Here is a 25023-nt window from a genome sequence, read left to right on the forward strand (position 1 = left end):
TGCGCCTCGATGCGTCGCCACGGCAGAGATCGTTTATCGGGGGATCGGCGATCCCTGGCTGCGGCCGCTCGCGCGGGGCACAGTGGAGTAATGAATCGCGAGGAACTGGCCGATTTCCTGCGGCGGCGGCGCGAGCAACTCCAGCCCGCCGATGTGGGCCTGCTGCCCGGCACCCGCCGTCGGACTCCCGGCCTGCGTCGCGACGAGGTCGCCCTGCTCGCCGGGATGTCCACCGATTACTACACCCGCCTCGAACAGTCGCGGGGTCCGCGACCCTCCGTGCAGGTTCTCGGCGCGCTCGCCCGCGCGCTGCGGCTCAGCGACGACGAGCGCGACCATCTCTACCACCTGTGCGGGCATGCGGCGCCGCATCGCGGCGGCGACCGGCACGTCGGGCCCGGGCTGCTCTACCTCCTGGACAAGCTGGAGGACACGCCCGCCTGCGTGGTGTCGGACCTCGGCGAGATCCTCGCGCAGAACCGCATGCACATCAACATGATGGGGGACCACACCCGCTTCACCGGCATGGACCGCTACCTGCTGTGGCGCTGGTTCACCGATCCGATCGGCCGGGAGACGTTTCCCGACGCCGACTGGGACCGGTTGACGCGCCGGCACGTCGCCGATCTGCGCGCCACCGCGGCGCGGCGGGCGGGCGACGCCGACGTCACCGAACTGGTGACGAAGCTGCGGTCGGTCAGTCCCGAATTCGAACGGCTGTGGTCGGCGCACGAGGTCGCGGTCCGGATCAGCGATGCCAAGCGGATCCGGCACCCGCAGGTCGGGCTGCTCGACCTGGTCTGCGAAACGCTGGTCACGCCGAATGCGGCCCAGCATCTGCTGGTCTACTATCCGCGTCCCGGAACCGACGCCAAGGAGCGCCTGGAACTGTTGCGCGTCATCGGAACCCAGTCCATGACCGACGACACCGCTACGGGCAGTACGGTTTTCGACCGGAGCTGATCAGCGGGGCGGGAACGTGCGGCGGGTGCGCGGGCGCAGTCGCAGATTGGGCAGCGGTGGTGCCGGAATACGTTGCTGCGGAGTATGTCCCGCGACATCGCCGAAGCGCTCGGTGTCGTGCTTCTCCCACGCGGTGCGGGCGGCGTCGATCTCGTCGTGACTGCGGCCGACGAAATTCCACCACATCACCAGATCCTCGCCGAAGGGCTCGCCACCGATCAGCACCACCCGCGCGCCGGATTCGCTGCGCAACCGCAGTTCGGCGCGGTCGCTGCCCAGATACAGCAGCGGACCGGGTTCGGCGAGGACCTCGTCGATGCGCACCTCGCCCGACATCACCAGCACCGCATGTTCGAATTCCGGTGCCAGCGGCAGCTGCGCGTCCGCACCCGGGCCGACGGTGATGTCCGCGCCGACGATCGGGGAGTAGGTGATCGCCGGTGAGCGCACCTCCCCGAGCGAGCCGATGAGCACGGTCGCACGCAGTCCCGGCCGGGCCAGCACCGGCAGCTCGCGATGCTGCTCGAAATGCGGTGCGATATCGCGGTGCGCATCCGGCAGCGCGATCCAGAACTGCAGTCCCTGCCCGGCGGGCGCACCGGGCACCGTGTACTCCGAATGCGCGATACCGCGCCCGGAGGTCATCAGATTCAGCTGGCCGGGCTCGATCTCCACATCGGATCCGACGCTGTCGCGATGACGGATCCGGCCGTCGAAGGGCCAGGTCACCGTCTGCAATCCGATATGCGGATGGGGATCGATATCCGGCGGCAGCCGATGCGAGGTCTCGGTCGAACCGAAGTGGTCGAGGAAACACCAGGCGCCGACCGTCGGCAGATCACGCTGCGGCAGTACCCGCATCACCGTGACGCCGCGCACGCCGCCCAGTGGCACCTCCCGCGCCGGATGGAAGTCCGCCCGCGGGCCGGGCACCGGCGACGATTCGCACAGCGCCTCGGCGGGATTCGCCTCGAGATCGCTCATCGGCCACCTCCGGTCCGGGGTCACCGCTGATGCCGGGCGCGGTTACCGCTGAATGCCTTTGCCCACTACGTGAGCATCGTAGTCGGGGTGCTTGTCGAGCCAGCTCTTGATGAACGAACAGCGGGGCACGATCGCGCGGCCGCGGTCGATCGCGTCCGTGATCGCATGCTGTGCCAGCGTGCCGGCCAGGCCCTTCCCGCTGAACTCCGAATCCACCTCGGTGTGGATGAAGGTGGTGTCCTCGCCGTTGTCGCGATATTCGGCGAATCCGGCGAGTTTGTCGCCGTACCACACCTCGTAGCGGTGCTGCGCGTCGTTGCGGACGACTGCTGCGGTCGCGGCCTGATCGATCATCGGGTTACTCCTTCCGTTCCCGCACCGGATGCCTGCTCATGATCGACACGCGATTGAACGCGCCGATGGTCGTCGCGGCCCAGACGATCACCGAAACCTGTTCGTCCGACAGCTGTTTCCGCGCATGGGCGTACACACGTTGCAGGGTGTCCTCATCGGGCAACGTGGTGGTCGTCTCGGCGAGTGCGAGGGCGGCGCATTCGGACGGGGTGAACAACTCGGTACGCCGCCAGGCCGGCAACACGTCGAGCTGCTGTCGGGTCACGCCGGCCTTCAGCGCTGCCTGGGAGTGCAAGTCCAGGCAGTACGCGCAGCCGTTGATCTGCGAGACGCGCACGTTGACCAGCTCGACCAGAGAACGGTCGAGACCGGCGGCCGCGGCCGCGGTGCGGACGGCCAGTGCGACGTTGTTGAGCGCACGGAAGGGCTCGGGACTCTGTTTGTCGATCCAGATGCGGGCATCGGCGGCGGGGGTTTGCATAGCGGAGGCATCCTAACCGTGCGCTGCGTCACCATGCGCGGGATGTATGCGACGTCACGCGGGTTCAGATTTGTTGCATGGCAGCGACTCTGCCCTCGTAGAGGCCGATCTTGCGGTCGAGCACGGCGAGTGTGCTGTGCAGGTCCTCGATCTGGGCGAGCACGCCCTCGCGGGTTTTCCGGAACATCTCCAGCCGCTCCGGGGTGGTCTCGTCACCGGCCCGCACCAGTTCGGCGTAGTGGACCATATCGGCGACCGACATCCCGGTGGTGCGCAGACAGCCGATCAGATGCAGCCAGCTCAGATCGCGATCGCTGAACCGGCGCTTACCGCTGGAATCGCGGCCGATGTAGTCCATCAGGCCGATTCGCTCGTACCAGCGCAGCGTGTCGCGGGTGAGGCCGGACTTCTCCGCGGCATCGCCGATCGAATATTTGGGGCGCTCGTAGTCCTCGGTGTGCTCGAGGGGATTCGCCGTGGTTGCCGTCATCGCCACTCGCCTTCCTGATCCGCTTCCCGACCCGCGGGCCTGCGATTCGACAGTATCGACCTGGAGTGCACTCCATGCAAGCCCGAGCGCATCGCCCGGCCGCGGCTCAGCCTCGCTGCGGCAGTTCCTGCACGGCCCACTTGTTGCCGTCCGGATCGGCGAAATAGGTGAACAGGCCCCAGCCCTCGTCCTTGACGGGCGTGGCCTCCACACCCGCGGCCACCAGCTGCCGGTAGGCCTCCTCGGCGCTGGCCACCACCATCTGCATACCGACCACGCTGCCCGGCGCGGCGTCGGTGATGCCCCGGCCGATGCAGATCGAACAGCCCGAACCCGGCGGAGTCAGCTGCACGAACCGGATGTCCTCGGTCGGGCTGGCGTCGTGATCGGCGTTGAATCCGATGCTCGTGTAGAAGGCTTTCGCCCGGTCGACGTCGGTGACCGGGATGGCGACGAGTTCGATTTTCCAATCCATGTGAGGAGCATCTCATCGACCACCGACAATCCGGGTTGCCGGACAATTCGGGCGCATCTTGCGCCGACCACCTACCCTGAGTACATGGCCAAGGAAATCGATCGGGTCCGGGCGCGGTCGGCGCTGGAGACGGTCAAGGAAAGCCCGTTCATCGCTCTCGTCGCGGCGGTCCCGGTGATCGTCGTCCTGGGCGTCGTCTGGGCGCTGACGAACTGGTTCGTCGCGTTGCTGGTGCTCGTGCTGCTCGGCGCGGTCGTCGTCGTGCGCGGCAAATTCCTACGCTGACAAGCCTTTCGCGAACAGCGCGTCAGCGCGGCACGTGGAACCGGACCAATTCACCGGTGCCGGGGTCCGCGCGCGACCACGGCCGGTCGAATTCCAGCACCGCCAGTGCGGAGGTCGGGAATTTGCGGCTGAGCTCTTCGGCCGGCAGCGACGCGCGATTGGCCGCCAGCTCCCACGCCGTCCACGGCATCCCCGGCGAGTGGCCGATCAGCAGCAGCGTCTCTATCGCGTCGTCGGTCAGCTGGATCAATTCGATCAGGGTGTGCGGCGTGGCCTCGTAGATCGAATGCTCGTAGACGACCGGCGCGTCGACGCCGGTCGCGGCCAGCGTTTCGCGGGTCCGGACCGCGTCCGAACACGACACCGCGTCGATCGCCGGCTGGGTCTCGCGCAGCCAGGTTCCGGCCAGCGCCGCCTCACGCCGCCCCCGCGGCGCCAGCGGCCGGTCGTGGTCGTCGACACCCGGCGGATATGCGGATTTACCGTGTCGCATCAGGATCAGCGTCCGCGCCATGAGCAATACCGTAGCGCCGTAGAAAGTAAACGGTGTTATCTAAATCGCTACCTGATGAGAGATGTACCTCACTCTCGAGGCACACTGAAGGTAGTGTCACAGCGGGGGCCGACCGGCAACCGGTGCGATGCACGCCCTGTCCAAACCCGGGTGGGGACGTCCCATGATGTTTCGAGGATCTGCGAGATATGGCCTACGTGATCACGCAGCGTTGTTGCAACGACGCCAGCTGCGTTCCCGAGTGCCCGGTCGATTGCATTCGTCCCACTCCGGAGCAACCCGAGTTCGCGACGACCGAGCAGCTGTACATCGACCCCGACACCTGTATCGACTGTGGTGCGTGTGTGGATGCCTGCCCGGTGGAGGCCATCTTCTCCGAGGACGATCTGACGGCGTCGCTGGCTCGTTTCCGCGATATCAACGCCGCCTACTTCCAGCGGCATCCGCTGGAGTCGAATTTCGACCCGCTGGTGACTCCGGCGCGCCCGCCCAAGGAGCTGGGCACGCTGCGGGTGGCGATCGTCGGCGCCGGGCCCGCGGCCTGCTACGCCGCCGACGAGTTGCTGCGCCGCGCCGATGTCGAGGTGGAGATGTTCGACCGGCTGCCCACCCCGTGGGGTCTGGTGCGCGCCGGGGTGGCCCCGGATCATCCGGGCACCAAGTCGGTGTCTGCCATGTTCGAGAGCGCGTTCCGTCGTGACACTCTGCAGTACCGCCTGAATGTCGAGGTGGGTAAACACATTTCGCACGAGGAGCTGCAGGCTCATCACCATGCGGTGATCTACGCCGTGGGCGCCTCGGCCGACCGCCGCCTGGACGTGCCCGGCGAGGATCTGCCCGGCAGCCACTCGGCGACCGAGTTCGTGGCCTGGTACAACGGCCACCCCGACTACGCCGAGCGCAGTTTCGACCTGTCCGGTGAGCGGGTGGTGATCGTGGGTAACGGCAACGTCGCCCTCGACGTCGCCCGCGTGCTGACGCTGCCGCCGGATGAGCTGGCCAAGACCGATATCGCCGACCACGCCCTGGACGCACTGCGCGACAGCACTATCCGTGAGGTCGTGGTGCTGGGCCGGCGTGGCCCGCTCCAAGCCGCCTACACCTCGGCGGAATTCCTGGCGCTCGGGCATCTGAAGGGCGTCGATGTGATCATCGACCCGGCCGAGCTGGAGCTGGATCCGGCGAGCCAGGCGCTGCTGGATGACCCGGATATCGAGCCGTCGCTGCGGTTGAAGTACGAACTGGCCCAGGAGTACGCGGCCACCGCGCCCAACCCGGACAACAAGCGCATCGTGTTCCGCTATCTGGCCTCACCGACCGAGATCCGCGGCGAGGGTCATGTCGAGGAGCTCGAGTTCGTGCACAACGAACTGGTTTCCGAGGACGGCCGCGTGGTGGCGCGGGCCTCGGATCGCCGCGAGACGCTGCCGGCGTCGATGGTGTTGCGGTCCATCGGCTATCGCGGTGTTCGGATCGCGGATCTGCCGTTCGACGAGCGCGCCGGGATCGTGCCCAACGAGCACGGCCGCGTGGTCGCCGACGGGGCGCATGTCACCGGCGTCTATGTGTCGGGCTGGATCAAGCGTGGTCCGCGGGGCGTGATCGGTTCCAACAGGGTCGATGCCACCGAAACCGTGGAACAGCTGCTCGAGGACTTCACCTCCGGCAAACTGGCTGCCCCGCAAGGAGATCGGGCCGCACTCGAGGCCCTGCTCGCCCAGCGTCAGCCCGACGCCGTCGGCCGCGAAGGCTGGAAGGCCATCGACGCGGCCGAGAAGAACGCCGGCAAAACCGGCGGCCGGCCGCGGGTCAAATTCACCACCATCGAGGATCTGCTCAAAGCCGCACGCGGCTGAACGCCGGCCCTTCCGGACCCTCCCCGTATGAGGGTCCGGAAGTCGGCGGGGGTCGTTCGCGAACTCTCCGCTATCCGCACTCAGGTCGGTAGCGCGCCGATCCGCACGGTGGTGGTGATGGTGCCGCCGACCATGAACCACAGCCGCAGCACCGGCTGGCCGTTGCGGTCGCCGGGCTCGTAGCGGCTGCGCACGCTGATGTGCTGACGGGCCAGCACCGGCGCGACATATTCGATCACCGCGCGATGTGGCCCGGCCACCAATTTCGGATAGTCCACCAGGAAGTGTTCCACCGCCTGCCAGTACATGGCGTTGTTGACGTGGTTGAACTGGTCGATATCGGTCGCGCGCACCGGGAACGTCAGATCGGTGTCCGATTCCGGCGGCACCGCATCGGTCAGCCACGGCCGCCAGCGCAGCCGATGTTCGTCGGTGGTGCGGGCCAGATGTGCCAATCCCTGGTCGCTGATCCGGGTCGGCATATTCGTCGACTCGTTGATATTGATCCAGAAGCCTTCGGTCTCGATCAGGCCGCCGCTGTCGCTGGTGATCCGCACCCGCATATTCGTCCACCGGGTCGACATCGCCGAACACCAGCGCCGCAACTGCACCCGGTCCGGCCAGACGATCGGACGCACCACGTCGATCACGGTGCGGCGCACGATCCACGCCGGGTCGGTGCGGTGGAAGAACGTGGTGTGCAACTCTTCCCACGCGATGTCTTGCAAATATCGAGCCACGGCGTCGAGCCGCAGCCGGCTGTAGGGATCTACATCGCCAGCCCGGATGGGCCACGCCGAGGCGAAGCCCATGCCCTCCTGGGGAAGCGGGGCGAGTGGCTGATCGAGTGACACTGGTGCTCCTCGCGCTGCACGGTGTGCCGCGTACTTCATGCGGTGCTTCTTGTGACATGACTTTACGGGGCGCAGGTCACACTGTTACGCCGAGATGGCTCTACTCACACGTAGCAAATGTCCAGTTGTGTCGCGGCGTGCGGTGTTCGCGACCGCCGATCAGTAGCCGACGTAGCCGCCACCACCGGAGACCGCGGAAACACCCGGCACATTGTCGAGCGAACCGTAGCGGTCGAGCGAGTAGCGCGTGGCGGCCACGATGTTGTCGACCGGGTTCCAGATGTCGGTGTGGCCCGGGGCCGCATGGGCGTTGAAGGTGCTGTCGATGCACTGCATCAGCCCCTTCGACGGATGACCGGCCGCCGCGTTGCTGTCCCAGTTGTTGATCGCGTTCGGATCGCCGCCGGATTCGTGCTCGATGATGAGCGCGATGGCGTTCTCGTCGATCGATTCCGGGGGATAGCCCATCTCGATCAGGACCTGTTTGGCCTGGGCGATCCACTGCTGCACATCACCGGACGGATGGGCGGTCGGCGGCGGGCCGCTGGACGGGCCGTTGGAGCTGCCGCCGCCGTAGCTGCCGCCGCTGTAGGAACTGGTGCCGCCGCCGTGGTGGGAGTTGCCCATCAGGCTGGAGGACGCCGGGCTGCCCGAATGGCTCGAGACCGGTGTGGCGGTCGGGGTGGCGGGTGGCGCCGCCGCGGCGGGTGCGGTGGGAGCAGGTGGCGCCGGAGGTGCGGCGCCCGCGCCGGTGACCGGGTCGCCGAGTCCGGCGTACGCGGCATCGACCGGGGCCTTGGCGCCGTTGAGGGCCGTGATCGCCGAATCCGCGACCGTCTGCGCGTTTTTCAGGGCGTTGACGATCGCCCACTCGTGCGCGGCGGCATCCGTCTTGATCTCGGTGGTCTTCGCCGTGTACTCGATGTCGTTGAGCTTGTCGCGGTGCTGATCGAGCCAGTCGAGCCGCTTCTGCGGATTCACCGTGCCGTCGGGATTCACTTCGAACGCCGGCATCACGCTGGGGGCGGGTACGAAGGTCGCCTGATCGCGCATCTGCAGCACCGCGAGCTTGGCGTTCTTCAGATTCTCGACCTGTTGGTTCAGCGCCGTCTGCAATCCCAGAACCGCCTGGCTCACCGTGGAAGCCCGGCTTTTCTCCACCTGCATCCGGCCGTCGGCGGCCTGTGCCGCGCCGCCGCCCCATTTCTGGTCCTGACCGAGTTTCTGCGTGCTGTTCACGGCGGCGACGACGGCCTGATCGAGGTCCCCGGAGAGTTTGCCGACGGCGGTCGCGGCGGTGCCCAGCTTGTCCGGGTCCCATTTCTCGACGTCGGGGATGGTCAATGCCGCGCCGCTCATGCGCGGATACCGATCTTGTTCAGATCGTCGCGCAGCTGCTGGTCGGTATCGATGATGACCTTGCCGGCCTGTTCGACGGTGTCGGCGATATGCGTTACGCGCGAGCCGATTCGCTTCAACGCGTTCTCGACCGAATCCTTCGCGCCGTTGCAGGCCGCGTCCCAGCCGGTGCCCGGAAGCGCCCCGGCGGCGCCGGCCAGGCCGGAGTCGAGTTTGCCGATGGCGTCGGACTCGTCGCGCAGGGTTTTCGCGAAACTTTGCAGGGCCGCGGGATCGATCTTCATCGCGTTCGCGGGTGGATCGTTGGGACCGGCCATGAGAAATCCCCCTCTTCGCTCAGTTCAGCGGGCCCAAGCGTAGCAAATCGGGGACCTGTGGACAGGGGTGTGCGAAGACCGGTTAACTTGTGGGAAAGCAGCCGCGGACAGAGAGGTCGTTTCATGCGCGCAGCCCAGGTGAGCAAGCTCGAGGGGCCCGAATCCATCGAGGTCGTGGACATCCCCGAACCGGCGGAATTCCCCGGTGGAGTGGTGATCGACGTCCATGCCGCGGGGGTGGCGTTCCCGGACGTGCTGATGACCCGGGGGCTCTATCAGATGAAACCCGAACTGCCGTTCGTGGTCGGCGGCGAGGTGGCCGGGGTCGTGCGCTCGGCGCCCGAGGATGCGCGGGTCCGGGCGGGTGACCGGGTGGTGGCGCTGACCATGCTGGGCAATGCCGTCGCCGAAACCGCGGTGACCGCCAAGGAGATGGTGTTCCGGCTGCCGGACAACATTTCCCTCGAGGCGGGTGCGGGAATCCTGTTCAACGATCTGACCGTGCACTTCTGCCTGCGCAACCGGGGCCGGTTGGCCGAGGGGGAGACCGTGCTCGTGCACGGCGCCGCCGGCGGCATCGGCACTTCCACCCTGCGCATGGCGAAGGCGCTGGGTGCGGGCCGGGTGATCGCCGTGGTGAGTACCGAGGAGAAGGCCGAGGTCGCGCGGGCCAACGGCGCCTCCGATGTGGTACTCACCGACGGCTGGCTGGCCGCGGTGAAGGAACTGACCGGTGGGCGGGGCGTCGACATCGTGCTCGATCCGGTCGGCGGCGACCGGTTCACCGACAGCATTCGCTCGCTGGCGCCGGCCGGGCGGTTGCTCGTGGTCGGCTTCACCGCGGGCGAGATCCCCACCGTGAAGGTGAATCGCTTGCTGCTCAAGAACGTCGAGGTGATCGGCGCGGCCTGGGGTGAATGGGTGATGACCCATCCGGGCTATCTGCAGGAGCAGTGGGACGAGATCGCGCCGCTGCTGGAATCGGGCGAGATCGCGGCGCCGCAGCCCGTGCTGTACCCGCTGACGGAGACGGCGGCCGCCGTCGCCGCGCTCGACAACCGTTCGGCGAAGGGCAAAGTCGTCGTCACCGTGCGCTGAGCGGCCCTCGTCCGGCAGGCGTTCGATGTCGGTGCCGGGCCGTAGGGTGAGCGCATCATGAAACTGTCCGATCGGATTCTGAATCGCACCCTGCTGGCCCGGCAGCGCCTGCTGCGCCGGTCGTCGGTGCCGGTCTCGCAGCTGTGTGAACATCTGGTCGGGCTGCAGGCCCAGGACGTGACGCCGCCGTACGTCGGATTGTGGAGCCGGATCAGCGATTTCGACCCGGCGGCGGTCTCGGCCGGACTCGAGAATCGTTCGCTGGTGCGAATCACGTTGATGCGCGCCACTATTCATCTGGTGACGGCGGCGGATGCGCTGCGCATCGCGCCGCATATCCAGCCGGAACTGGAGAAGATCCCGTTCCGCAAGGGCTTCTTCTACGGCGCGATGGTCGGGCTCGATCCCGAGGAGGTACGCGCCCGGGGTGAGAAGGTGCTGGGGGCGCAGCCGATGTCGTCGGCAGAGCTGCGCGCCCGTGCCGTCGAGGAATATCCCGACCGCGAGCCCACGGCCGTGACGCAGACCTGGCTCTATCAGCTTCCGGTGTTGCAGACCCCGCCGCGCGGCTTGTGGCGGAACAACAGCCGTCCGGTGTGGTCACGCATCGAACCGTGGCTGGACGCACCCCTCGACGAGGCATATCCGGTGCAGGAGTTGGTCGTTCGTTATCTGCGCGCCTTCGGCCCCGCGACCACGATGGATGTGCAGACCTGGTCGCGACTGCTCGGTATCAAGGAAATACTGGACGGGCTGGGCGACCGCGTGCGCACCTACACCGACGAGCGCGGCCGCGTCCTCTACGACGCCGCCGACGCCGAACTCGCCGATCCCGATCTGCCCGCACCTGTCCGGCTGCTGGGCTGGTACGACAATGTGCTGCTGTCACATCGGGATCGCGGCCGGATCATTCCCGGGAACGCCCCGCTGCCCCTGCACCATATGGCCGCGCAGGTGTGCCCGGTGCTCATCGACGGGTTTCTGGCCGGCATCTACAAAGTCTTCGCCGACAAGTCGGTGGCGCGGTTGCGCATCGCCCCGAGCCGGGAATGGTCGGCGCGGGAAGCGGCCGAGGTCGAAGCGGAAGCACGCAGCCTGCTGGATTTCCTGGAACCGAACTTGCCGCCCGAAGTCGAAATCCTCGCGCCCGGTGCGAATCTCAAAACCGGGAAGTAGCCACGCGCCGCCGGTGTGCGCTCAGGGCGTCGAATTCCGGTATGCCGGAGCTTTACTCGTCCCCGCCGGGGTGAGCGTGCGCAGCAGCGGCAGCGTGCGCTGGGCGACCACCGTGGACAGCACGATCACACTGTGCGACCGCACCACCGCGGCGCTGCGGTCGATACTCAGCAGCACCGCCTGCAGGCCCGCATGCGAATCGGCGCCGATGCGGCACAGGACATCGCTGGAACCGGTGGTCGCGTAGGCCTCGAGCACGCCGGGGATGGCCTCCAGATCGGTGGTCACCGCGTCCAGGGCGCCCTGTGCGATCTCCAGGCTCACGAAGGCCTGCACGTCGAATCCGGCGGCGGTGACGTCGACCTGCGGATCGTAGGAGGCGATGACCCCGGCCTCCTCCATGCGCGCGATGCGCGACTGTACGGTCGCCCGAGCCACCCGGGTGCGTCGCGACAGCTCGAGGACGCCGGCCTTCTGGTACTCGTGCATGGCGGTGAGGATCGCCAGATCCAGTTCGTCCAGTTTGGCGTGGGTGCGCGTCATCGTCGTCTCCTGTGTTCGGCCCGGCGGCCCGATCGGGGCGCGGCCGGGGCGCAGCTATTCAAATTGTCCAGCACTCGGCGGCCTGTGGTGACCAATTGAGCCAGGGTGTCTACTCGAAATCCTCGATATTGCCCAGAACCTCGGCTCGGAGATTATCTGGAAGCATGACAATCGAGGACCTCTCCCGCACCACCCGGCCCGCGGTGCCGGGCGATGCGGAGCTGCGCCGGCTGGTCGGCCTGGTCGACCACGATCCGGGTGCCGATCCCTTCCCCGTCCTCGGGTGGGACGCGCTGGTGTGGGTGGTCGGCAACGCGACCCAGTTCACGCACTATCTGCAGGCCTTCGGAATGGCGCTGGAGGCCTATTCCGGACCGGAGACCGGCAATCGCGACCACAAGTCCTACGTATTGCGCAGCGGCAGTGCGCGATTCGTGGTGTGCGGGGCGGTGGATCCGGCCAGTCCGCTGGTCGCCCACCACGACCGGCACGGCGACGGCATCGTCGACATCGCGCTCGAGGTGCCCGATGTGGACCGCTGCATCGCCCACGCCCGGCGCCACGGCGCGCGGATCCTGGCCGAGCCGCACGACGCGTCGGACGAATTCGGCACGGTCCGCACGGCTGCCCTGGCCACCTACGGCGAAACCCGCCACACCCTCGTCGACCGGTCGCGCTATCACGGTCCGTATCTGCCGGGATATGTCGCACGCCGGTCGGGTTATCAGCCGCGGGCGCCGCATCGGCTGTTCCAAGCCGTGGACCATGTCGTGGGCAATGTGGAGCTCGGGCGGATGGACGAGTGGGTGGAGTTCTATCGCCGCGTCATGGGCTTCACCGATATGGCGGAATTCGTCGGCGACGATATCGCGACCGAATATTCGGCGCTGATGAGCAAGGTCGTGGCCAACGGTAACCACCGCGTGAAGTTCCCGCTGAACGAACCGGCGGCCGGGCGTAAACGCTCACAGATCGACGAATATCTGGAGTTCTACGGCGGCCCCGGCGTCCAGCACATCGCCCTGGCCACCGGCGACATCCTGAGCACGGTCGACGCCCTGCGCCGCGAAGGCATCGAATTCCTCGATACCCCGGACGCCTATTACGAGGATCCCGAACTGCGCGCCCGCATCGGCCACGTCCGGGTGCCGGTGCGGCACCTGCAGTCGCGCGGCATTCTCGTCGACCGCGACGAGGACGGCTATCTGCTGCAGATCTTCTGCAAACCTCTCACCGACCGCCCGACCGTATTCTTCGAATTGATCGAGCGGCACGGCTCACTGGGCTTCGGGAAGGGGAATTTCCGGGCCCTGTTCGAGGCGATCGAGCGGGAACAGCACGCGCGCGGGAATCTGTGACGGCCGCCCTCGCTCGGCGTCGGGCAGGGCGCGCAGCCGCGCCTTGACGTCGAGGCGCCGTCGCGACCGCACCGTGTAGAACCCCAGCGCGGCGATGATCGCCCATTGCACCGGGTTCATCAGCGCGACGGATGCCGATACCGGCAGGGAGTAGATCAGCAGGAGCCGCACCACCGCGTCGACCGCGAGTCCGGCGCTCCACACCACCGTGGCGGTCGTGAACGTGCTACGGACGTCGGAGTCGTTGTGCCACAACATTTCCCAGCGTGCCGCGGAATCCGGTCCGAGTGCGTGCATGCGCCGCGAGACCGCGAACATCGCCGGCCGGCCCAGCAGGCAACTGCCCGCCAGCAGCACGCTGATCACCGCCGAGGTGATCGGATCCTTCGCCAGCATCATTCGCTCGTCGCCGCCCAGTACGGCCAGTACGAGACCCAGCGCGTTGAGCAGGAAGACGAATACGGCGACGCCGTCGGCCTTGCGGCGCGCCGCGGCGATCCCGAGCGCCCATATGCCCGCGACGACCGTCGAACACACCAGCGCGCGATAGCTGGTGCACCCGGCCGCGATCAGCAGATAGTAGGTCGCGGGCGACAGCCCGATATCGGCTGCGAGTCCCAGCACCCGCCGCGCCCGGCGTAGTCGGCTACCGGTGCTGTCGAGAGTGCGTGTGGCGGTGTCGGTCATCGGAATCTCCCCTGCGAGTACTGGACGTTACGTCGTTGCCACGCTAGGGATTTCGGGCCTGCGCGCGCCTCGGCCGGGAGATGGATCGTGGGATCTCCACCCGCGGGTGGAGCGACCGCGGCGCATCTCGGCCCGGCGGACCTTCCGGCGACGATCCGGCCGCGCCTACCGTCGTGGTACCCGGCGCGGAATGTCACCAGGAGGGTCATGCGAGAGGGGTTGCGGGAGTTCGGGCGACGGCTGATCGGCAACGATCCCGATGCCAGCCCGCTGATGCGTGTCATCGGCGCGACGTTGCTGGCCGCCAATCTAATGTTCGACCATCGCGATCCGGTGCCGGCGTGGCTGTGGGCGGTGCTGCTGGCCGCCTACGCCGGGTGGCTCGTGTTCGCGGTGGTCGAATCCCAGCATCCGCGGGCGGCCACCCTGGCGTTGACCTGGTGCGCACTATTGAGCGCGGCGGTCGTCGGACCGGCCCCCGACATCTCCGCGTTCATCATGCTGTGTGCGGCGGCCAGCGTGCTCGCCCAGCAGTTCCGGTCCGGCACACGAGTGATCCTGCTGGGCTTCGCGGCCGAGGTCGCGGTCCTGATCGCCGGTTGCGCGGTGGCCGGCAAGGACATCGGCGATACGCTCACCTATGTCGGCGTGCTCGTCATTCTGTTGCTGCTCGGGTTGTATCGGCGCCTGCACCGACTGCGCGTCCGCCAGACCCGACTGCTGCTCGAGCAGACCCGTCGCGCTCAGGACGAACACGCCCGGGCGGCCGCACTGGACGAACGCGCCCGGATCGCGCGGGAGTTGCACGACGTCCTGGCGCATTCGCTCGGTGCGCTGAGTATGCAGTTGGAGGTCGCGGAACTGCTGCTCGACGAAAGAGGTGATATACCGGGCGCATTGGCGCGTGTGCGGCGTTCGCACCGGCTCGCCCGCGACGGGTTGATCGAGGCGCGCGGTGCGGTGGCCGCGCTGCGCGGCGAGGTGCCACCGCTGCCCGATGCCGTGCGTGAACTGGTCGAGAGCTATCGCCGCGATCACCGGATGACGGTGGAGTTGCGCTGCGACGGTCCCGCCCGGCCGGTGGATTCGGGTGCCGCGGTCTCGCTGGTGCGCACGCTGCGCGAGGCGCTGACGAACGCCGCCAAGCACGCACCGGGACGGACGGTGCGGGTCGCGCTCGTCTTCACGGCCGGCGAGGTGCGACTGTCGGTGCGAAACACGGTCGCGGAAAAGCAGACTCGCGATCCGCTGCCCGGCGGGTACGGTCTGACCGGGATGCGTGAGCGGATCGCATTGGCCGGGGGCGCACTGTCGTCCGGTGTGGCCGGCGGCGAATGGGTTGTGACGGCGGAGGTTCCGATTGAGTGAGCGCCAGGCACCGCTGCGGGTGCTGGTGGTCGACGACCAGCAGGTGATGCGTGAGGGTCTGGTCGCACTGCTGGGACTGGTCGGCGAGGTGAGCGTGGTCGGCGCCGCGGCGGACGGGGAACAGGCACTGCGGGCGGTGGCGGAGACCGATCCGGACGTGGTGCTCATGGATCTGCGAATGCCCGTCCTGGACGGTGTCGAGGCGACCCGCCGGATCGCGGCCGACCATCCCGGGACCGCAGTGCTGGTGCTGACCACCTACGCCGACGACACCTCGATCGTGAGCGCGCTGCGAGCGGGCGCGCGCGGCTACCTCACCAAGGATGCCGGCCGGGAGGAGATCGTCGCCGCCCTGCGCGCCGCGGCGGCCGGGCAGTCCACCTTCGACGCCACGGTGTCCCGGCGGCTGGTGGACGCGCTGATCGGTGAAGCTCCCCGATCCGAGGCGGTGTCCGCCCCCGCTACGCCGAATCCCGACGGCCTCACCGCTCGCGAGGCGGAGGTCGTCGCGCTGATCACGCGCGGACTGAGCAACGCCGAGATAGCCGCCCACCTGTTCGTCTCGCCGGCGACGGTGAAGACCCACATCAACAACGCCTTCGCCAAGATCGGCGCCCGCAACCGCGCCGACGCCGTCCGCTACGGCTACCGCCACGGCCTGGCCGACCCGACCGCCGAGTAGCGCGAATAGGCGCCGGCCTCGAACCGCCCCTGTCGTGGCCAAGATGTCCCGAAGGGCCGCTACCCCCTGGCGTCAGGGGTTTGTCGGGCTCAGTCCGGTCCGACCGTCGGTCAACGGTACACACGTGAAGTGATCGTTCGGGTCGCCCGGGCGGTTGTAATGCGACCGCCCATATGCCACACATTGATCCCATCTCTCAAAGGTGGCCACGATGGTGCCTATCGCGGAAGCTGTTCCGGTAGAGGTGAGAAATACTCCGAAAGCGATTGCGGCAGTAGCTATCGACGAAAGTACTTTGTTCATGGTTTCCCCCAAGTCCCGAATGGGACACTGTCTGTGCGAACGAAATCGCGATCTCCCCCCGATTGACGTGGCGATATTACAGCGGCGAGGAAGGCGATGTAAAGGGCCGGTCGACGCCAAGCGTCGGGGTGACGACGTCTGTGGAATCCTGGCCCGATCGGTAGAGTCACCGGCATGCGGATCTGCTCGGCCCTCATTGCTGCGATGGCCTTGATGCTGGCGCTGTCGGCGTGTTCGAGCGACAAGTCCGACGACAGTGCGCCCGTGGCCCGTCCACCCGCGAAGGTCGCGGCCCTGGGCCCTTTTGTGGGCGAGTGTGGGCACGTCACCGACGACGAGGTACGTGCTCTCGGTGGCCTGACGCAGGTCAGCCAGGCTTTCAAGAACTCGGTCGGCTGCAACTGGCAAGGCGGCGGAATCGGAGGGCCGTCGGTGACTTTCGCGTCGTACCGCGGCAGTCCGATCGAGCGGGAGCGAGCGTGGGTCACCGCGCAGGGGCGTAACCCGGAGACGATCGAGGTCGAGGGGAAGAAGGGCTTCCAGGCCGTGGACCCCACCTACGGAATCTGTGACCTGGCGGTTCAGTTGGGCGACGACTTCTTCGAATGGTCCACCGCGCCAGGCGCGTTCGGGCAGGTGTCGGCGACGCCGTGCGACAAGAACCGCAAACTGGCCGAACTGACCGTGCAGCGTCTGAAGTGAGGACGGCTGATATGAGCAACGGCATGCGTTATCGGGGCCGCGTCCGGCGCGGTGTGCGGGCGGGCGGGATCGCGGTCCTCGCGCTCACGGTCGGGGTGGCGGTCGGCGGCTGCGGCCGCACGGTCTCCGGGACCGCGTTGCCGGCGGGTAGCGGCGGCGGGGTCAACATGAACTTCGACAAGTTGCTGCGCGAATGCGAGGTCGTCAAGCAGGACGACATCGCCAAGGCGACCGGTGCCCAGGACGCACAGGGCTCGTTCAACGGCGCGGTGTGCATGTGGGATCTGTCGGGTACGCCCGGCGGCGACGGTATGGCCACGCTGAACTGGTACGAGATGGGTTCGCTGCCGAACGAGAAGGCCAACAACGACCGCCTCGGCTACATCACCACCGATGTGAACGTGCAGGGCCGGCGCTCCCTGCAGGTGCAGCGGCCGGGCGATCCGGATTCGTGCGGCGTGATGGCGCCGGCCGCGGACACCGGAATCATCGGCTGGTGGGTGAACTACCGGCCGGGTGGCCATCCGGATCCGTGTGCCGGGGCGAAGAAGCTGGCCGAGTTGACCCTGAATCTGGCGCGCTGAGGCGAGCCCACCCTGGATGCGCCGGTCGGTGGACCTCGAGAGATAGTGAAATCGCATAGTCGGTGGTGGGCCGGGGCCTGCGGACCCCACTTTTGCCCCCCGCCGCGCCGACGGGTATCGTGGATCGCTGTGCCCGGAAGCGTGCGGGCAAGTCTGTGCGTAGAACGTAAGCCAGCGAGAGCGGCCGACCGTTTCAGCGTGCCCGGAAAAGTAGGCATGTACTGCGCGCGACACGCCCGACCTCGGGACGCGTGCGAACGCGATCCGGGCAAGTGGTGACAGCTCTATGACCGCGGCGTGAACTCCGGGGAATCGGGGAGCGCCGCCGACAAACAGACATCGAAGAGTTCCAGACACCTGGTTACTGAATAAGGAAAGCCGGTATATGCCAACCATCAACCAGCTGGTCCGCAAGGGTCGTCGCGACAAGGTCGCCAAGACCAAGACTGCGGCCCTGAAGGGGAGCCCGCAGCGTCGTGGCGTGTGCACCCGCGTGTACACCACGACCCCGAAGAAGCCGAACTCCGCGCTGCGTAAGGTCGCGCGTGTTCGCCTGACCAGCGCGGTCGAGGTCACGGCTTACATCCCGGGCGAGGGTCACAACCTGCAGGAGCACTCGATGGTGCTCGTTCGCGGTGGTCGTGTGAAGGACCTCCCCGGTGTGCGCTACAAGATCATCCGCGGCTCGCTCGACACCCAGGGTGTGAAGAACCGCAAGCAGGCCCGCAGCCGCTACGGCGCCAAGAAGGAGAAGAGCTGATATGCCACGCAAGGGCCCCGCACCCAAGCGTCCGCTGATCAACGATCCGGTCTACGGATCGCCGCTGGTCACTCAGCTGGTCAACAAGATCCTGCTGGACGGCAAGAAGTCGACCGCCGAGCGCATCGTCTACGGTGCCCTCGAGCAGGCGCGCGAGAAGACCGGCACCGATCCGGTCGTGACCCTCAAGCGTGCGCTCGACAACGTCAAGCCCGCCCTCGAGGTGAAGCCGCGTCGTGTCGGTGGCGCCACCTACCAGGTCCCGGTCGAGGTTCGTCCGGGTCGCGCCAACACCCTGGCGCTGCGCTGGCTGGTCAACTACTCGCGCGCGCGTCGCGAGAAGACCATGATCGAGCGTCTGGCCAACGAGCTGCTGGATGCGAGCAACGGTCTGGGCGCTTCGGTGAAGCGTCGCGAGGACACCCACAAGATGGCCGAGTCCAACCGGGCGTTCGCGCACTACCGCTGGTGATTGGTCACCCGGTCCGCCGGTGAAGGAACGGCGCCGGGAGGCGAGTCACAGTCGGGTGCGGCACGTGCTCTCAGCAGGGCACTTATCAGCCGCACCCGACGTTGACATAGTGAAGGCCAGGGGCCCGCATCGCGGCGGAACCGCCCGGGCCGTTCCCGAAAATACCGACTAGCTGATCGCTAACAGAGCAGAGCGGGGAAGATTTCCGTGGCACAGGACGTGCTCACCGACCTCAACAAGGTCCGCAACATCGGCATCATGGCGCACATCGATGCCGGCAAGACGACCACGACCGAACGAATCCTGTTCTACACCGGTGTGAACTACAAGATCGGTGAGACCCACGACGGTGCGTCGACCACCGACTGGATGGAGCAGGAGCAGGAACGCGGCATCACCATCACCTCGGCGGCGGTGACGTGTTTCTGGAACCAGAACCAGATCAACATCATCGACACCCCCGGCCACGTCGACTTCACCGTCGAGGTGGAGCGTTCGCTGCGTGTGCTCGACGGCGCCGTCGCGGTGTTCGACGGTAAAGAGGGCGTCGAGCCGCAGTCGGAGCAGGTCTGGCGTCAGGCCGACAAGTACGACGTGCCGCGCATCTGCTTCGTCAACAAGATGGACAAGCTGGGCGCCGACTTCTACTTCACCGTGCAGACCATCAAGGACCGTCTCGGTGCGAAGCCGCTGGTCATCCAGCTGCCGATCGGCGCGGAGGACACCTTCGAGGGCATCGTCGACCTGGTCGAGATGAACGCCAAGGTGTGGACCGGCGAGACCAAGCTCGGTGAGAAGTACGAGGTCCAGGAAATCCCGGCCGATCTCAAGGAGAAGGCCGAGCAGTACCGCCAGGAGCTGCTCGAGACCGTCGCCGAGTCGGACGAGGCGCTGCTGGAGAAGTTCTTCGGTGGCGAGGAGCTCTCGATCGACGAGATCAAGGGCGCCATCCGGAAGCTGACCGTCGCCTCGGAGCTGTACCCGGTGCTGTGTGGTTCGGCGTTCAAGAACAAGGGCGTGCAGCCCATGCTCGACGCCGTCGTGGACTACCTGCCTTCGCCGCTGGACGTCGAGAACGTGGAAGGCCACGTCCCCGGCAAGGAAGACGAGGTCATCACTCGTAAGCCGAGTGCCGACGAACCCTTCGCCGCGCTGGCGTTCAAGATCGCCGTGCACCCGTTCTTCGGCAAGCTGACCTACGTCCGCGTGTATTCGGGCAAGGTCGACTCCGGCGCTCAGGTCATCAACTCGACCAAGAGCAAGAAGGAGCGTCTGGGCAAGCTGTTCCAGATGCACTCCAACAAGGAGAACCCGGTTCCGTCGGCGTCGGCCGGCCACATCTACGCGGTCATCGGCCTGAAGGACACCACCACGGGTGACACCCTGTGCGATCCGCAGAACCAGATCGTGCTGGAGTCCATGACCTTCCCGGACCCGGTCATCGAGGTCTCGATCGAGCCCAAGACCAAGTCCGACCAGGAGAAGCTGGGCACCGCGATCCAGAAGCTGGCCGAAGAGGACCCGACCTTCTCCGTGAAGCTGGATCAGGAGACCGGCCAGACCGTCATCGGCGGTATGGGCGAGCTCCACCTCGACATCCTCGTCGACCGGATGAAGCGCGAGTTCAAGGTCGAGGCGAACGTCGGTAAGCCGCAGGTCGCGTACCGCGAGACGATCACCAAGCCGGTCGAGAAGCTTGAGTACACGCACAAGAAGCAGACCGGTGGTTCGGGTCAGTTCGCCCGCGTCATCATCGGCCTGGAGCCCTTCACCGGCGAGGACGGCGCGACCTACGAGTTCGAGAACAAGGTCACCGGTGGTCGCGTTCCGCGCGAGTACATCCCGTCGGTGGACGCCGGCATCCAGGACTCCATGCAGTACGGTGTCCTCGCCGGTTACCCGCTGGTCAACCTGAAGGCCACCCTGCTCGACGGCGCCTACCACGAGGTCGACTCCTCGGAAATGGCGTTCAAGATCGCGGGTTCGATGGCGCTGAAGGAAGCGGCCCGTAAGGCCGGTCCGGTGATCCTCGAGCCGCTCATGGCTGTCGAGGTCATCACGCCCGAGGACTACATGGGCGATGTGATCGGCGACCTGAACTCCCGCCGTGGCCAGATCCAGGCCATGGAGGAACGCAGTGGTGCCCGTGTCGTCAAGGCGCTGGTTCCGCTCTCGGAGATGTTCGGTTACATCGGTGACCTGCGGTCGAAGACCCAGGGCCGGGCGAACTACTCCATGGTGTTCGATTCGTACGCGGAGGTTCCGGCCAACGTGGCGAAGGAGATCATCGCCAAGGCGACCGGCGAGTAATCGCAGTCGGGGCGGATTTGCGAGAATTCGCCCCGTTCGGTCGCGCACGACCCCCTGTAAGTACAAACCGCACTGCTGCACAAAAGCACGCACTAACTAGTCCAGGAGGACAACAGTGGCGAAGGCGAAGTTCGAGCGGACGAAGCCCCACGTCAACATCGGCACCATCGGTCACGTCGACCACGGCAAGACCACGCTGACCGCGGCGATCACCAAGGTGCTGGCTGACAAGTACCCGGACCTGAACCAGAGCTTTGCGTTCGACCAGATCGACAAGGCTCCGGAGGAGAAGGCTCGTGGTATCACGATCAACATCTCCCACGTCGAGTACCAGACCGAGAAGCGTCACTACGCGCACGTCGACGCCCCCGGCCACGCCGACTACATCAAGAACATGATCACCGGTGCGGCCCAGATGGACGGCGCGATCCTCGTGGTCGCCGCCACCGACGGCCCGATGCCGCAGACCCGTGAGCACGTGCTGCTCGCCCGTCAGGTCGGCGTGCCCTACATCCTGGTCGCGCTGAACAAGTCGGACATGGTCGACGACGAGGAAATCCTCGAGCTCGTCGAGATGGAGGTCCGCGAGCTGCTGGCCGCCCAGGAGTTCGACGAGGACGCCCCCGTCGTCCGCGTCTCCGGCCTGAAGGCCCTCGAGGGTGACGAGAAGTGGGTCGAGTCGGTCGTCGAGCTGATGAACGCTGTCGACGAGTCCATCCCGGACCCGGTTCGTGAGACCGACAAGCCGTTCCTGATGCCGATCGAGGATGTTTTCACCATCACCGGTCGTGGCACCGTGGTCACCGGTCGTGTCGAGCGTGGCGTGATCAACGTCAACGAAGAGGTCGAGATCGTGGGTATCCGCGAGAAGACCCAGAAGACCACCATCACCGGCATCGAGATGTTCCGCAAGCTGCTGGACCAGGGCCAGGCGGGCGACAACGTCGGTCTGCTGGTTCGTGGTCTGAAGCGTGACGACGTCGAGCGTGGTCAGGTCGTCGTCAAGCCGGGCACCACCACCCCGCACACCGAGTTCGAGGGCCAGGCGTACATCCTGTCGAAGGACGAGGGTGGCCGTCACACCCCGTTCTTCAACAACTACCGCCCGCAGTTCTACTTCCGCACCACCGACGTGACCGGCGTCGTGACCCTCCCCGAGGGCACCGAGATGGTCATGCCGGGCGACAACACCGAGATGAGCGTCAAGCTGATCCAGCCGGTCGCCATGGAAGAGGGCCTGCGCTTCGCGATCCGCGAGGGTGGCCGCACCGTCGGCGCCGGCCGCGTCACCAAGGTCATCAAGTGACCCGGTGAGACAACGCCGTCACGACACGTGACAGCATGAAAAGGGCCGTTCCCCTTGGGGAGCGGCCCTTTTCGCGTTCTCAGTTCTCGGTGGCGGCCAGGAGGGCTTCGGCGAATTCGCGCATCTGGTCGGCGCCGCCGAACCAGGTGGTGACGAGTTCGACTGCGGCGGTGCGGGTTCGGTGGGCGGCGGTGATGAGCCCGTTGAGGTCGACGTCGCCGGCTTCGGCGTTGCGAGCCACATTCTCCAGGGTGTGGCTGGCCAGCAGTAACTGCATCACCAGGCTGACGTCGATGGCCGGGGGTTCGCCGGTGGTTTCGGCTCGGCGGCGGGCCGCGCGCCGGGAGGTCGGGGGCACGCCGGTGCGGGACGCGATGTCGGTCGGTGTGTCGCCGGAGTGGTGATCGCTGGTGGCGCGGCGGTTTCGGCGGCCACCGGTACCCGCTGCCTGTTCGGCGCGAGCGGCGTCGATCGCCGAATCGTATGATGTGGCAACTGCTTCCGCCGACGCCGTCGCCGGATGGTCGTCGGCTCTGGTTTCCTCTGCAGGCGACCGGTGCCGGCTGGTCGGAACGTATTCCGCCGCAGGAGCTTCCGCTGCGCGTCGTCGGAGGATGTCGGTATCGGACTGTTCGAGGAGGGTGCTCGGGGCGGAGCGCAGTCCCACCGTCGCCCCGTTGCGGGTGGGGAACGGGCGCGCGGTGGCATCGGCGCTCTCCACTCGGCTGCGAAGGGCCGGCAGCGTGTCGGTGTTCTGCCAGGATTGCGGGTCTGCTGAGTCGGCTGGGTCCGTACCGTCTGCCGGGCCGGAATGGGCCGGGCCGGTTGTTTCGGCGTGGTCGGACCGGCGCTGCTCGTTCGAATGCCGATGCGGAAGCCGAGCCGCGGGGCGCGACTTCTCGTCCTCCGAAGTGGTGGCGTCCGTCGACGGATTCGCCTCGACGACGTGTTCGGCGGCAATTCGCGCGCTGTCGGCGACCGATGCGGCGCGCGTGCTGTGTGTGGTGTGGTCGCCGTCGGCCGGCGAGTCCGTAGCGGTGGTGGGCCGACGGGCGTCGTCGCCCGGCTGTCCGGCCGGCGGTGTCGTTGCGGACGGCGCGGGCGCGGCCTCGCCGCTGGGTGATGTCGCCCGTGCGGGCGCCGATTCCTCATCGCTCGCCGTCGTGCTGCGGGGCTCGGCTTCGTCGGCCGGCGCGGCTGTGGTGGCCGGCGGCTCCGTGCTCGCGGGGCGAGCGGTGCCGTGCTGGCCCTCGCCCGCGGGTTCGGCTGCCATGGTTGCGGGGATGTCACCGGACAGCCGGGATGCGGCGGTACCGGCGGCGGGCTCGTTGTCGCGTGCCCGCCGGGCGGCCCGGGGGATGGGGCGGCGGGTGGCTTCCGGGCGGACATCGGTGCTCGCCGACGGCGCAGCGGATTCCGTTGCGCCATCGGCCGCTTCGGTCCGGGCGATGCCGTGGGCGGGGGTGGGGAGCCGCGTCGGCAGTTTCGGCGGAGCCGGGACGGATGCGGTGGACGAGGCATCCGATTCGGCCGAATCGGCCCGCCGCGGCTCCGGCGGCTCGGCAGCAGACGCCTCGGCAGGAGACGCCTCGGCGGGCTGGGGCTCGGCGCTACGGGAGCGACTCTGCCGCCCGGGGTCGATGCCCAGGCTCTCCGCGATGCGGCGAACCGTGTCCTCCGGATCCTGAGATCCGGCGTCGAGTCGGTCTGCCCAGCTTGCCTTTTCCGGCGTCTCGCTCTCCCCGGGAGCCGTGGACGATCCCAGGGCCCCCGATCTCGGATCCACCGGAGGCGTCTCCGCTGCGCTCACCGCGAAACTGGAGGTAGGAGCGGATTCGTCGCCGGGCGCGGTGGGATGGCCCTGCGGCTGCCCCGCACCCCGCTCGTAGTCCGCATCGAACGGCGAGGCGAACATACTGCGCTGCGCCGGTTCTCGGGTGGGCAGCGGCGGAATGGCGGTGCGGGCCGACGTGTCGCGGACCGGCAGCGGCGGTGCGGCCGCAGGTGTGGGAACCGCGCTGCCGCTGAGGTAGTCGGGTGAATAGGACGGGACATCGGTCGGCGAGGCGCCCGGTGGCGGGCCGAAAACGCTCTCGCCCTTTCCGGACTCACCGAATTCGGCACCGTCCCAGCGCAGTCCGAACTTCTCGGCGCCGCCGTGTGCGGGTCCGCTGCTGCCCGCCTGCTGACCCGGCTCCTGCTCGGAGCGGGTCAGTCGGTGCCCCTCTCGTGCGGTATGGGGTTCTCCGAAACGGGCATTGGCGGGATCCGTCATACACCCCATTCTTATCGCTCGCCTTTCCGGGTGCGAGTTCGCGGGGTGTGCGACGGGTCCCGCCACCGTTGCGCCGCAGCTCAATCCGTCCGTTTCTCGAGTTCGGTGCCGCGGCGCAGGGTGAGCGACATCAGTTCGCTCGGCTCGTCCACTTCGATTCGATGCCAGCGCCCGCGCGGCACGATGAACGCCTGTCCGGCGCGCAGGGATACCGATGCCGCCGGGTCGCCGCTCTCGCGCAGATATATGCGTATCCCGCCCGAGAGCGCCGCCACCAGTTCCTCTCCGCTCGGATGCATCTCCCAGTGATCACCGTGGACGTCGGCGTCGGTGGCCACCCGGAAGGCCGCCAGGGTCCATCCCTCCACCTCTCCGGACATGCGGCGTTGTTCATCGAAAACCCGGCCGTCGGGCAGCATTCGGATACCGCGTGCGAACAGGTCGACAGGTGCGAGTGACATGGTGTT

At 67.4% G+C, this 25023-nt stretch carries 27 protein-coding genes; 14 read left to right on the forward strand and 13 right to left on the reverse strand.

The features are described from left to right. The first annotated feature begins 90 nt into the window (after nucleotides 1-90). Nucleotides 91-963 (forward strand): helix-turn-helix transcriptional regulator, encoded by an 873-nt coding sequence (locus C8258_RS26715; RefSeq protein ID WP_106957525.1) that lies wholly within the window; start codon nucleotides 91-93, stop codon nucleotides 961-963. Here the strand turns inward: C8258_RS26715 and C8258_RS26720 are convergent, their stop codons facing one another. The 5 genes from C8258_RS26720 to C8258_RS26740 form a co-directional block, all read right to left on the reverse strand. Beyond that, nucleotides 964-1947, reverse strand: coding sequence for a pirin family protein (locus C8258_RS26720; protein WP_106957526.1), 984 nt, complete (start codon nucleotides 1945-1947; stop codon nucleotides 964-966). A gap of 42 nt (nucleotides 1948-1989) precedes the next feature. Next, a complete protein-coding gene (locus tag C8258_RS26725) occupies nucleotides 1990-2301 on the reverse strand; it encodes a GNAT family N-acetyltransferase (RefSeq protein ID WP_062995998.1) in 312 nt (103 codons plus the stop codon). 4 nt (nucleotides 2302-2305) lie between these two features. Then, the gene (locus C8258_RS26730; protein WP_106957527.1) at nucleotides 2306-2782 is read right to left on the reverse strand and encodes a carboxymuconolactone decarboxylase family protein; all 477 of its coding nucleotides are present in this window, start codon (nucleotides 2780-2782) and stop codon (nucleotides 2306-2308) included. 64 nt (nucleotides 2783-2846) lie between these two features. Continuing rightward, on the reverse strand, nucleotides 2847-3272 hold the full coding sequence (locus C8258_RS26735; protein WP_036505835.1) for a MerR family transcriptional regulator: 426 nt from the start codon (nucleotides 3270-3272) through the stop codon (nucleotides 2847-2849). A 106-nt stretch (nucleotides 3273-3378) separates the two neighbouring features. Beyond that, entirely contained in the window at nucleotides 3379-3747 is a 369-nt protein-coding gene (locus tag C8258_RS26740; protein WP_106957528.1) for a VOC family protein, read from the reverse strand. An 84-nt stretch (nucleotides 3748-3831) separates the two neighbouring features. Here C8258_RS26740 and C8258_RS26745 point away from each other — a divergent pair, with 84 nt between their 5' ends. Then, nucleotides 3832-4032: a hypothetical protein gene (locus C8258_RS26745; protein ID WP_030517105.1), complete on the forward strand. Its 201-nt coding sequence runs from the start codon at nucleotides 3832-3834 to the stop codon at nucleotides 4030-4032. 22 nt (nucleotides 4033-4054) lie between these two features. On the opposite strand, the gene C8258_RS26750 is transcribed toward C8258_RS26745, so the two are convergent. Beyond that, nucleotides 4055-4546, reverse strand: a complete 492-nt coding sequence (locus tag C8258_RS26750; protein ID WP_106957529.1) for a histidine phosphatase family protein — start codon at nucleotides 4544-4546, stop codon at nucleotides 4055-4057. A 188-nt stretch (nucleotides 4547-4734) separates the two neighbouring features. On the opposite strand from C8258_RS26750, the gene C8258_RS26755 reads away from it, so the two are divergent. Further along, on the forward strand, nucleotides 4735-6402 hold the full coding sequence (locus tag C8258_RS26755; RefSeq protein ID WP_106957530.1) for an FAD-dependent oxidoreductase: 1668 nt from the start codon (nucleotides 4735-4737) through the stop codon (nucleotides 6400-6402). 80 nt (nucleotides 6403-6482) lie between these two features. On the opposite strand, the gene C8258_RS26760 is transcribed toward C8258_RS26755, so the two are convergent. The 3 genes from C8258_RS26760 to C8258_RS26770 form a co-directional block, all read right to left on the reverse strand. Then, nucleotides 6483-7256 (reverse strand): acyl-[acyl-carrier-protein] thioesterase, encoded by a 774-nt coding sequence (locus C8258_RS26760; RefSeq protein ID WP_036505825.1) that lies wholly within the window; start codon nucleotides 7254-7256, stop codon nucleotides 6483-6485. A gap of 159 nt (nucleotides 7257-7415) precedes the next feature. Beyond that, nucleotides 7416-8615 carry a transglycosylase SLT domain-containing protein gene (locus C8258_RS26765; RefSeq protein WP_106957531.1) on the reverse strand — a complete coding sequence of 400 codons (1200 nt, stop codon included), beginning with the start codon at nucleotides 8613-8615 and terminating at the stop codon, nucleotides 7416-7418. After that, on the reverse strand, nucleotides 8612-8932 hold the full coding sequence (locus tag C8258_RS26770) for a hypothetical protein (protein ID WP_051025181.1): 321 nt from the start codon (nucleotides 8930-8932) through the stop codon (nucleotides 8612-8614). The genes C8258_RS26765 and C8258_RS26770 overlap by 4 nt, the downstream gene beginning before the upstream one ends. A 123-nt stretch (nucleotides 8933-9055) precedes the next feature. Between C8258_RS26770 and C8258_RS26775 the strand changes: the two genes are divergently transcribed. Then, on the forward strand, nucleotides 9056-10030 hold the full coding sequence (locus C8258_RS26775) for an NADPH:quinone oxidoreductase family protein (RefSeq protein WP_106957532.1): 975 nt from the start codon (nucleotides 9056-9058) through the stop codon (nucleotides 10028-10030). Nucleotides 10031-10087: 57 nt separating this feature from the next. Next, entirely contained in the window at nucleotides 10088-11206 is a 1119-nt protein-coding gene (locus tag C8258_RS26780) for a winged helix DNA-binding domain-containing protein (RefSeq protein WP_106957533.1), read from the forward strand. A gap of 21 nt (nucleotides 11207-11227) precedes the next feature. Here the strand turns inward: C8258_RS26780 and C8258_RS26785 are convergent, their stop codons facing one another. Beyond that, on the reverse strand, nucleotides 11228-11749 hold the full coding sequence (locus C8258_RS26785) for an Lrp/AsnC family transcriptional regulator (RefSeq protein WP_036505821.1): 522 nt from the start codon (nucleotides 11747-11749) through the stop codon (nucleotides 11228-11230). Nucleotides 11750-11913: 164 nt separating this feature from the next. Here C8258_RS26785 and hppD point away from each other — a divergent pair, with 164 nt between their 5' ends. Beyond that, a complete protein-coding gene (gene hppD / locus C8258_RS26790) occupies nucleotides 11914-13107 on the forward strand; it encodes a 4-hydroxyphenylpyruvate dioxygenase (RefSeq protein ID WP_106957534.1) in 1194 nt (397 codons plus the stop codon). Here hppD and C8258_RS26795 read toward each other — a convergent pair. Beyond that, nucleotides 13027-13794: a VC0807 family protein gene (locus C8258_RS26795; protein ID WP_106957535.1), complete on the reverse strand. Its 768-nt coding sequence runs from the start codon at nucleotides 13792-13794 to the stop codon at nucleotides 13027-13029. The two genes, hppD and C8258_RS26795, sit on opposite strands and share 81 nt — an antisense overlap. A 207-nt stretch (nucleotides 13795-14001) precedes the next feature. Here C8258_RS26795 and C8258_RS26800 point away from each other — a divergent pair, with 207 nt between their 5' ends. The 8 genes from C8258_RS26800 to tuf all read left to right on the forward strand — a co-directional run bounded on the left by C8258_RS26800 (nucleotide 14002) and on the right by tuf (nucleotide 22281). Next, nucleotides 14002-15162, forward strand: a complete 1161-nt coding sequence (locus C8258_RS26800) for a sensor histidine kinase (protein WP_106957536.1) — start codon at nucleotides 14002-14004, stop codon at nucleotides 15160-15162. After that, on the forward strand, nucleotides 15155-15844 hold the full coding sequence (locus tag C8258_RS26805) for a response regulator transcription factor (RefSeq protein WP_106957537.1): 690 nt from the start codon (nucleotides 15155-15157) through the stop codon (nucleotides 15842-15844). Before C8258_RS26800 ends, C8258_RS26805 begins: the two co-directional genes overlap by 8 nt. A gap of 477 nt (nucleotides 15845-16321) precedes the next feature. Then, nucleotides 16322-16849, forward strand: a complete 528-nt coding sequence (locus tag C8258_RS26810; RefSeq protein WP_106957538.1) for a DUF3558 domain-containing protein — start codon at nucleotides 16322-16324, stop codon at nucleotides 16847-16849. Between the two features lie 11 nt (nucleotides 16850-16860). Beyond that, nucleotides 16861-17433, forward strand: a complete 573-nt coding sequence (locus tag C8258_RS26815) for a DUF3558 domain-containing protein (protein ID WP_233225361.1) — start codon at nucleotides 16861-16863, stop codon at nucleotides 17431-17433. A gap of 385 nt (nucleotides 17434-17818) precedes the next feature. Then, nucleotides 17819-18193, forward strand: coding sequence for a 30S ribosomal protein S12 (gene rpsL / locus C8258_RS26820; protein WP_014353064.1), 375 nt, complete (start codon nucleotides 17819-17821; stop codon nucleotides 18191-18193). Between the two features lies 1 nt (nucleotide 18194). Further along, on the forward strand, nucleotides 18195-18665 hold the full coding sequence (gene rpsG, locus C8258_RS26825) for a 30S ribosomal protein S7 (RefSeq protein ID WP_030517120.1): 471 nt from the start codon (nucleotides 18195-18197) through the stop codon (nucleotides 18663-18665). Between the two features lie 207 nt (nucleotides 18666-18872). Beyond that, nucleotides 18873-20975, forward strand: a complete 2103-nt coding sequence (gene fusA / locus C8258_RS26830) for an elongation factor G (protein WP_106957539.1) — start codon at nucleotides 18873-18875, stop codon at nucleotides 20973-20975. Between the two features lie 115 nt (nucleotides 20976-21090). After that, nucleotides 21091-22281 carry an elongation factor Tu gene (gene tuf / locus C8258_RS26835; RefSeq protein ID WP_036505815.1) on the forward strand — a complete coding sequence of 397 codons (1191 nt, stop codon included), beginning with the start codon at nucleotides 21091-21093 and terminating at the stop codon, nucleotides 22279-22281. Between the two features lie 79 nt (nucleotides 22282-22360). Here tuf and C8258_RS26840 read toward each other — a convergent pair whose 3' ends face one another. Both C8258_RS26840 and C8258_RS26845 read right to left on the reverse strand, forming a co-directional pair. Next, nucleotides 22361-24556, reverse strand: coding sequence for a hypothetical protein (locus tag C8258_RS26840; protein ID WP_106957540.1), 2196 nt, complete (start codon nucleotides 24554-24556; stop codon nucleotides 22361-22363). 80 nt (nucleotides 24557-24636) lie between these two features. Beyond that, nucleotides 24637-25017, reverse strand: a complete 381-nt coding sequence (locus tag C8258_RS26845; protein WP_106957541.1) for a cupin domain-containing protein — start codon at nucleotides 25015-25017, stop codon at nucleotides 24637-24639. Nucleotides 25018-25023: the final 6 nt, after the last annotated feature.

Origin of the sequence: Nocardia sp. MDA0666 (assembly GCF_003023875.1) — a bacterium.
Lineage (GTDB): Bacteria > Actinomycetota > Actinomycetes > Mycobacteriales > Mycobacteriaceae > Nocardia > Nocardia aobensis.

What these genes read in the sequence shown, in the direction of transcription:
- C8258_RS26715 (WP_106957525.1), top strand. Translation starts at nt 91, where the DNA reads ATGAATCGCGAGGAACTGGCCGATTTCCTGCGGCGGCGGCGCGAGCAA.
- C8258_RS26720 (WP_106957526.1), bottom strand. Translation starts at nt 1,947, where the DNA reads ATGAGCGATCTCGAGGCGAATCCCGCCGAGGCGCTGTGCGAATCGTCG.
- C8258_RS26725 (WP_062995998.1), bottom strand. Translation starts at nt 2,301, where the DNA reads ATGATCGATCAGGCCGCGACCGCAGCAGTCGTCCGCAACGACGCGCAG.
- C8258_RS26730 (WP_106957527.1), bottom strand. Translation starts at nt 2,782, where the DNA reads ATGCAAACCCCCGCCGCCGATGCCCGCATCTGGATCGACAAACAGAGT.
- C8258_RS26735 (WP_036505835.1), bottom strand. Translation starts at nt 3,272, where the DNA reads ATGACGGCAACCACGGCGAATCCCCTCGAGCACACCGAGGACTACGAG.
- C8258_RS26740 (WP_106957528.1), bottom strand. Translation starts at nt 3,747, where the DNA reads ATGGATTGGAAAATCGAACTCGTCGCCATCCCGGTCACCGACGTCGAC.
- C8258_RS26745 (WP_030517105.1), top strand. Translation starts at nt 3,832, where the DNA reads ATGGCCAAGGAAATCGATCGGGTCCGGGCGCGGTCGGCGCTGGAGACG.
- C8258_RS26750 (WP_106957529.1), bottom strand. Translation starts at nt 4,546, where the DNA reads ATGGCGCGGACGCTGATCCTGATGCGACACGGTAAATCCGCATATCCG.
- C8258_RS26755 (WP_106957530.1), top strand. Translation starts at nt 4,735, where the DNA reads ATGGCCTACGTGATCACGCAGCGTTGTTGCAACGACGCCAGCTGCGTT.
- C8258_RS26765 (WP_106957531.1), bottom strand. Translation starts at nt 8,615, where the DNA reads ATGAGCGGCGCGGCATTGACCATCCCCGACGTCGAGAAATGGGACCCG.
- C8258_RS26770 (WP_051025181.1), bottom strand. Translation starts at nt 8,932, where the DNA reads ATGGCCGGTCCCAACGATCCACCCGCGAACGCGATGAAGATCGATCCC.
- C8258_RS26775 (WP_106957532.1), top strand. Translation starts at nt 9,056, where the DNA reads ATGCGCGCAGCCCAGGTGAGCAAGCTCGAGGGGCCCGAATCCATCGAG.
- C8258_RS26780 (WP_106957533.1), top strand. Translation starts at nt 10,088, where the DNA reads ATGAAACTGTCCGATCGGATTCTGAATCGCACCCTGCTGGCCCGGCAG.
- C8258_RS26785 (WP_036505821.1), bottom strand. Translation starts at nt 11,749, where the DNA reads ATGACGCGCACCCACGCCAAACTGGACGAACTGGATCTGGCGATCCTC.
- hppD (WP_106957534.1), top strand. Translation starts at nt 11,914, where the DNA reads ATGACAATCGAGGACCTCTCCCGCACCACCCGGCCCGCGGTGCCGGGC.
- C8258_RS26795 (WP_106957535.1), bottom strand. Translation starts at nt 13,794, where the DNA reads ATGACCGACACCGCCACACGCACTCTCGACAGCACCGGTAGCCGACTA.
- C8258_RS26800 (WP_106957536.1), top strand. Translation starts at nt 14,002, where the DNA reads ATGCGAGAGGGGTTGCGGGAGTTCGGGCGACGGCTGATCGGCAACGAT.
- C8258_RS26810 (WP_106957538.1), top strand. Translation starts at nt 16,322, where the DNA reads ATGCGGATCTGCTCGGCCCTCATTGCTGCGATGGCCTTGATGCTGGCG.
- C8258_RS26815 (WP_233225361.1), top strand. Translation starts at nt 16,861, where the DNA reads ATGAGCAACGGCATGCGTTATCGGGGCCGCGTCCGGCGCGGTGTGCGG.
- rpsL (WP_014353064.1), top strand. Translation starts at nt 17,819, where the DNA reads ATGCCAACCATCAACCAGCTGGTCCGCAAGGGTCGTCGCGACAAGGTC.
- rpsG (WP_030517120.1), top strand. Translation starts at nt 18,195, where the DNA reads ATGCCACGCAAGGGCCCCGCACCCAAGCGTCCGCTGATCAACGATCCG.
- C8258_RS26840 (WP_106957540.1), bottom strand. Translation starts at nt 24,556, where the DNA reads ATGACGGATCCCGCCAATGCCCGTTTCGGAGAACCCCATACCGCACGA.
- C8258_RS26845 (WP_106957541.1), bottom strand. Translation starts at nt 25,017, where the DNA reads ATGTCACTCGCACCTGTCGACCTGTTCGCACGCGGTATCCGAATGCTG.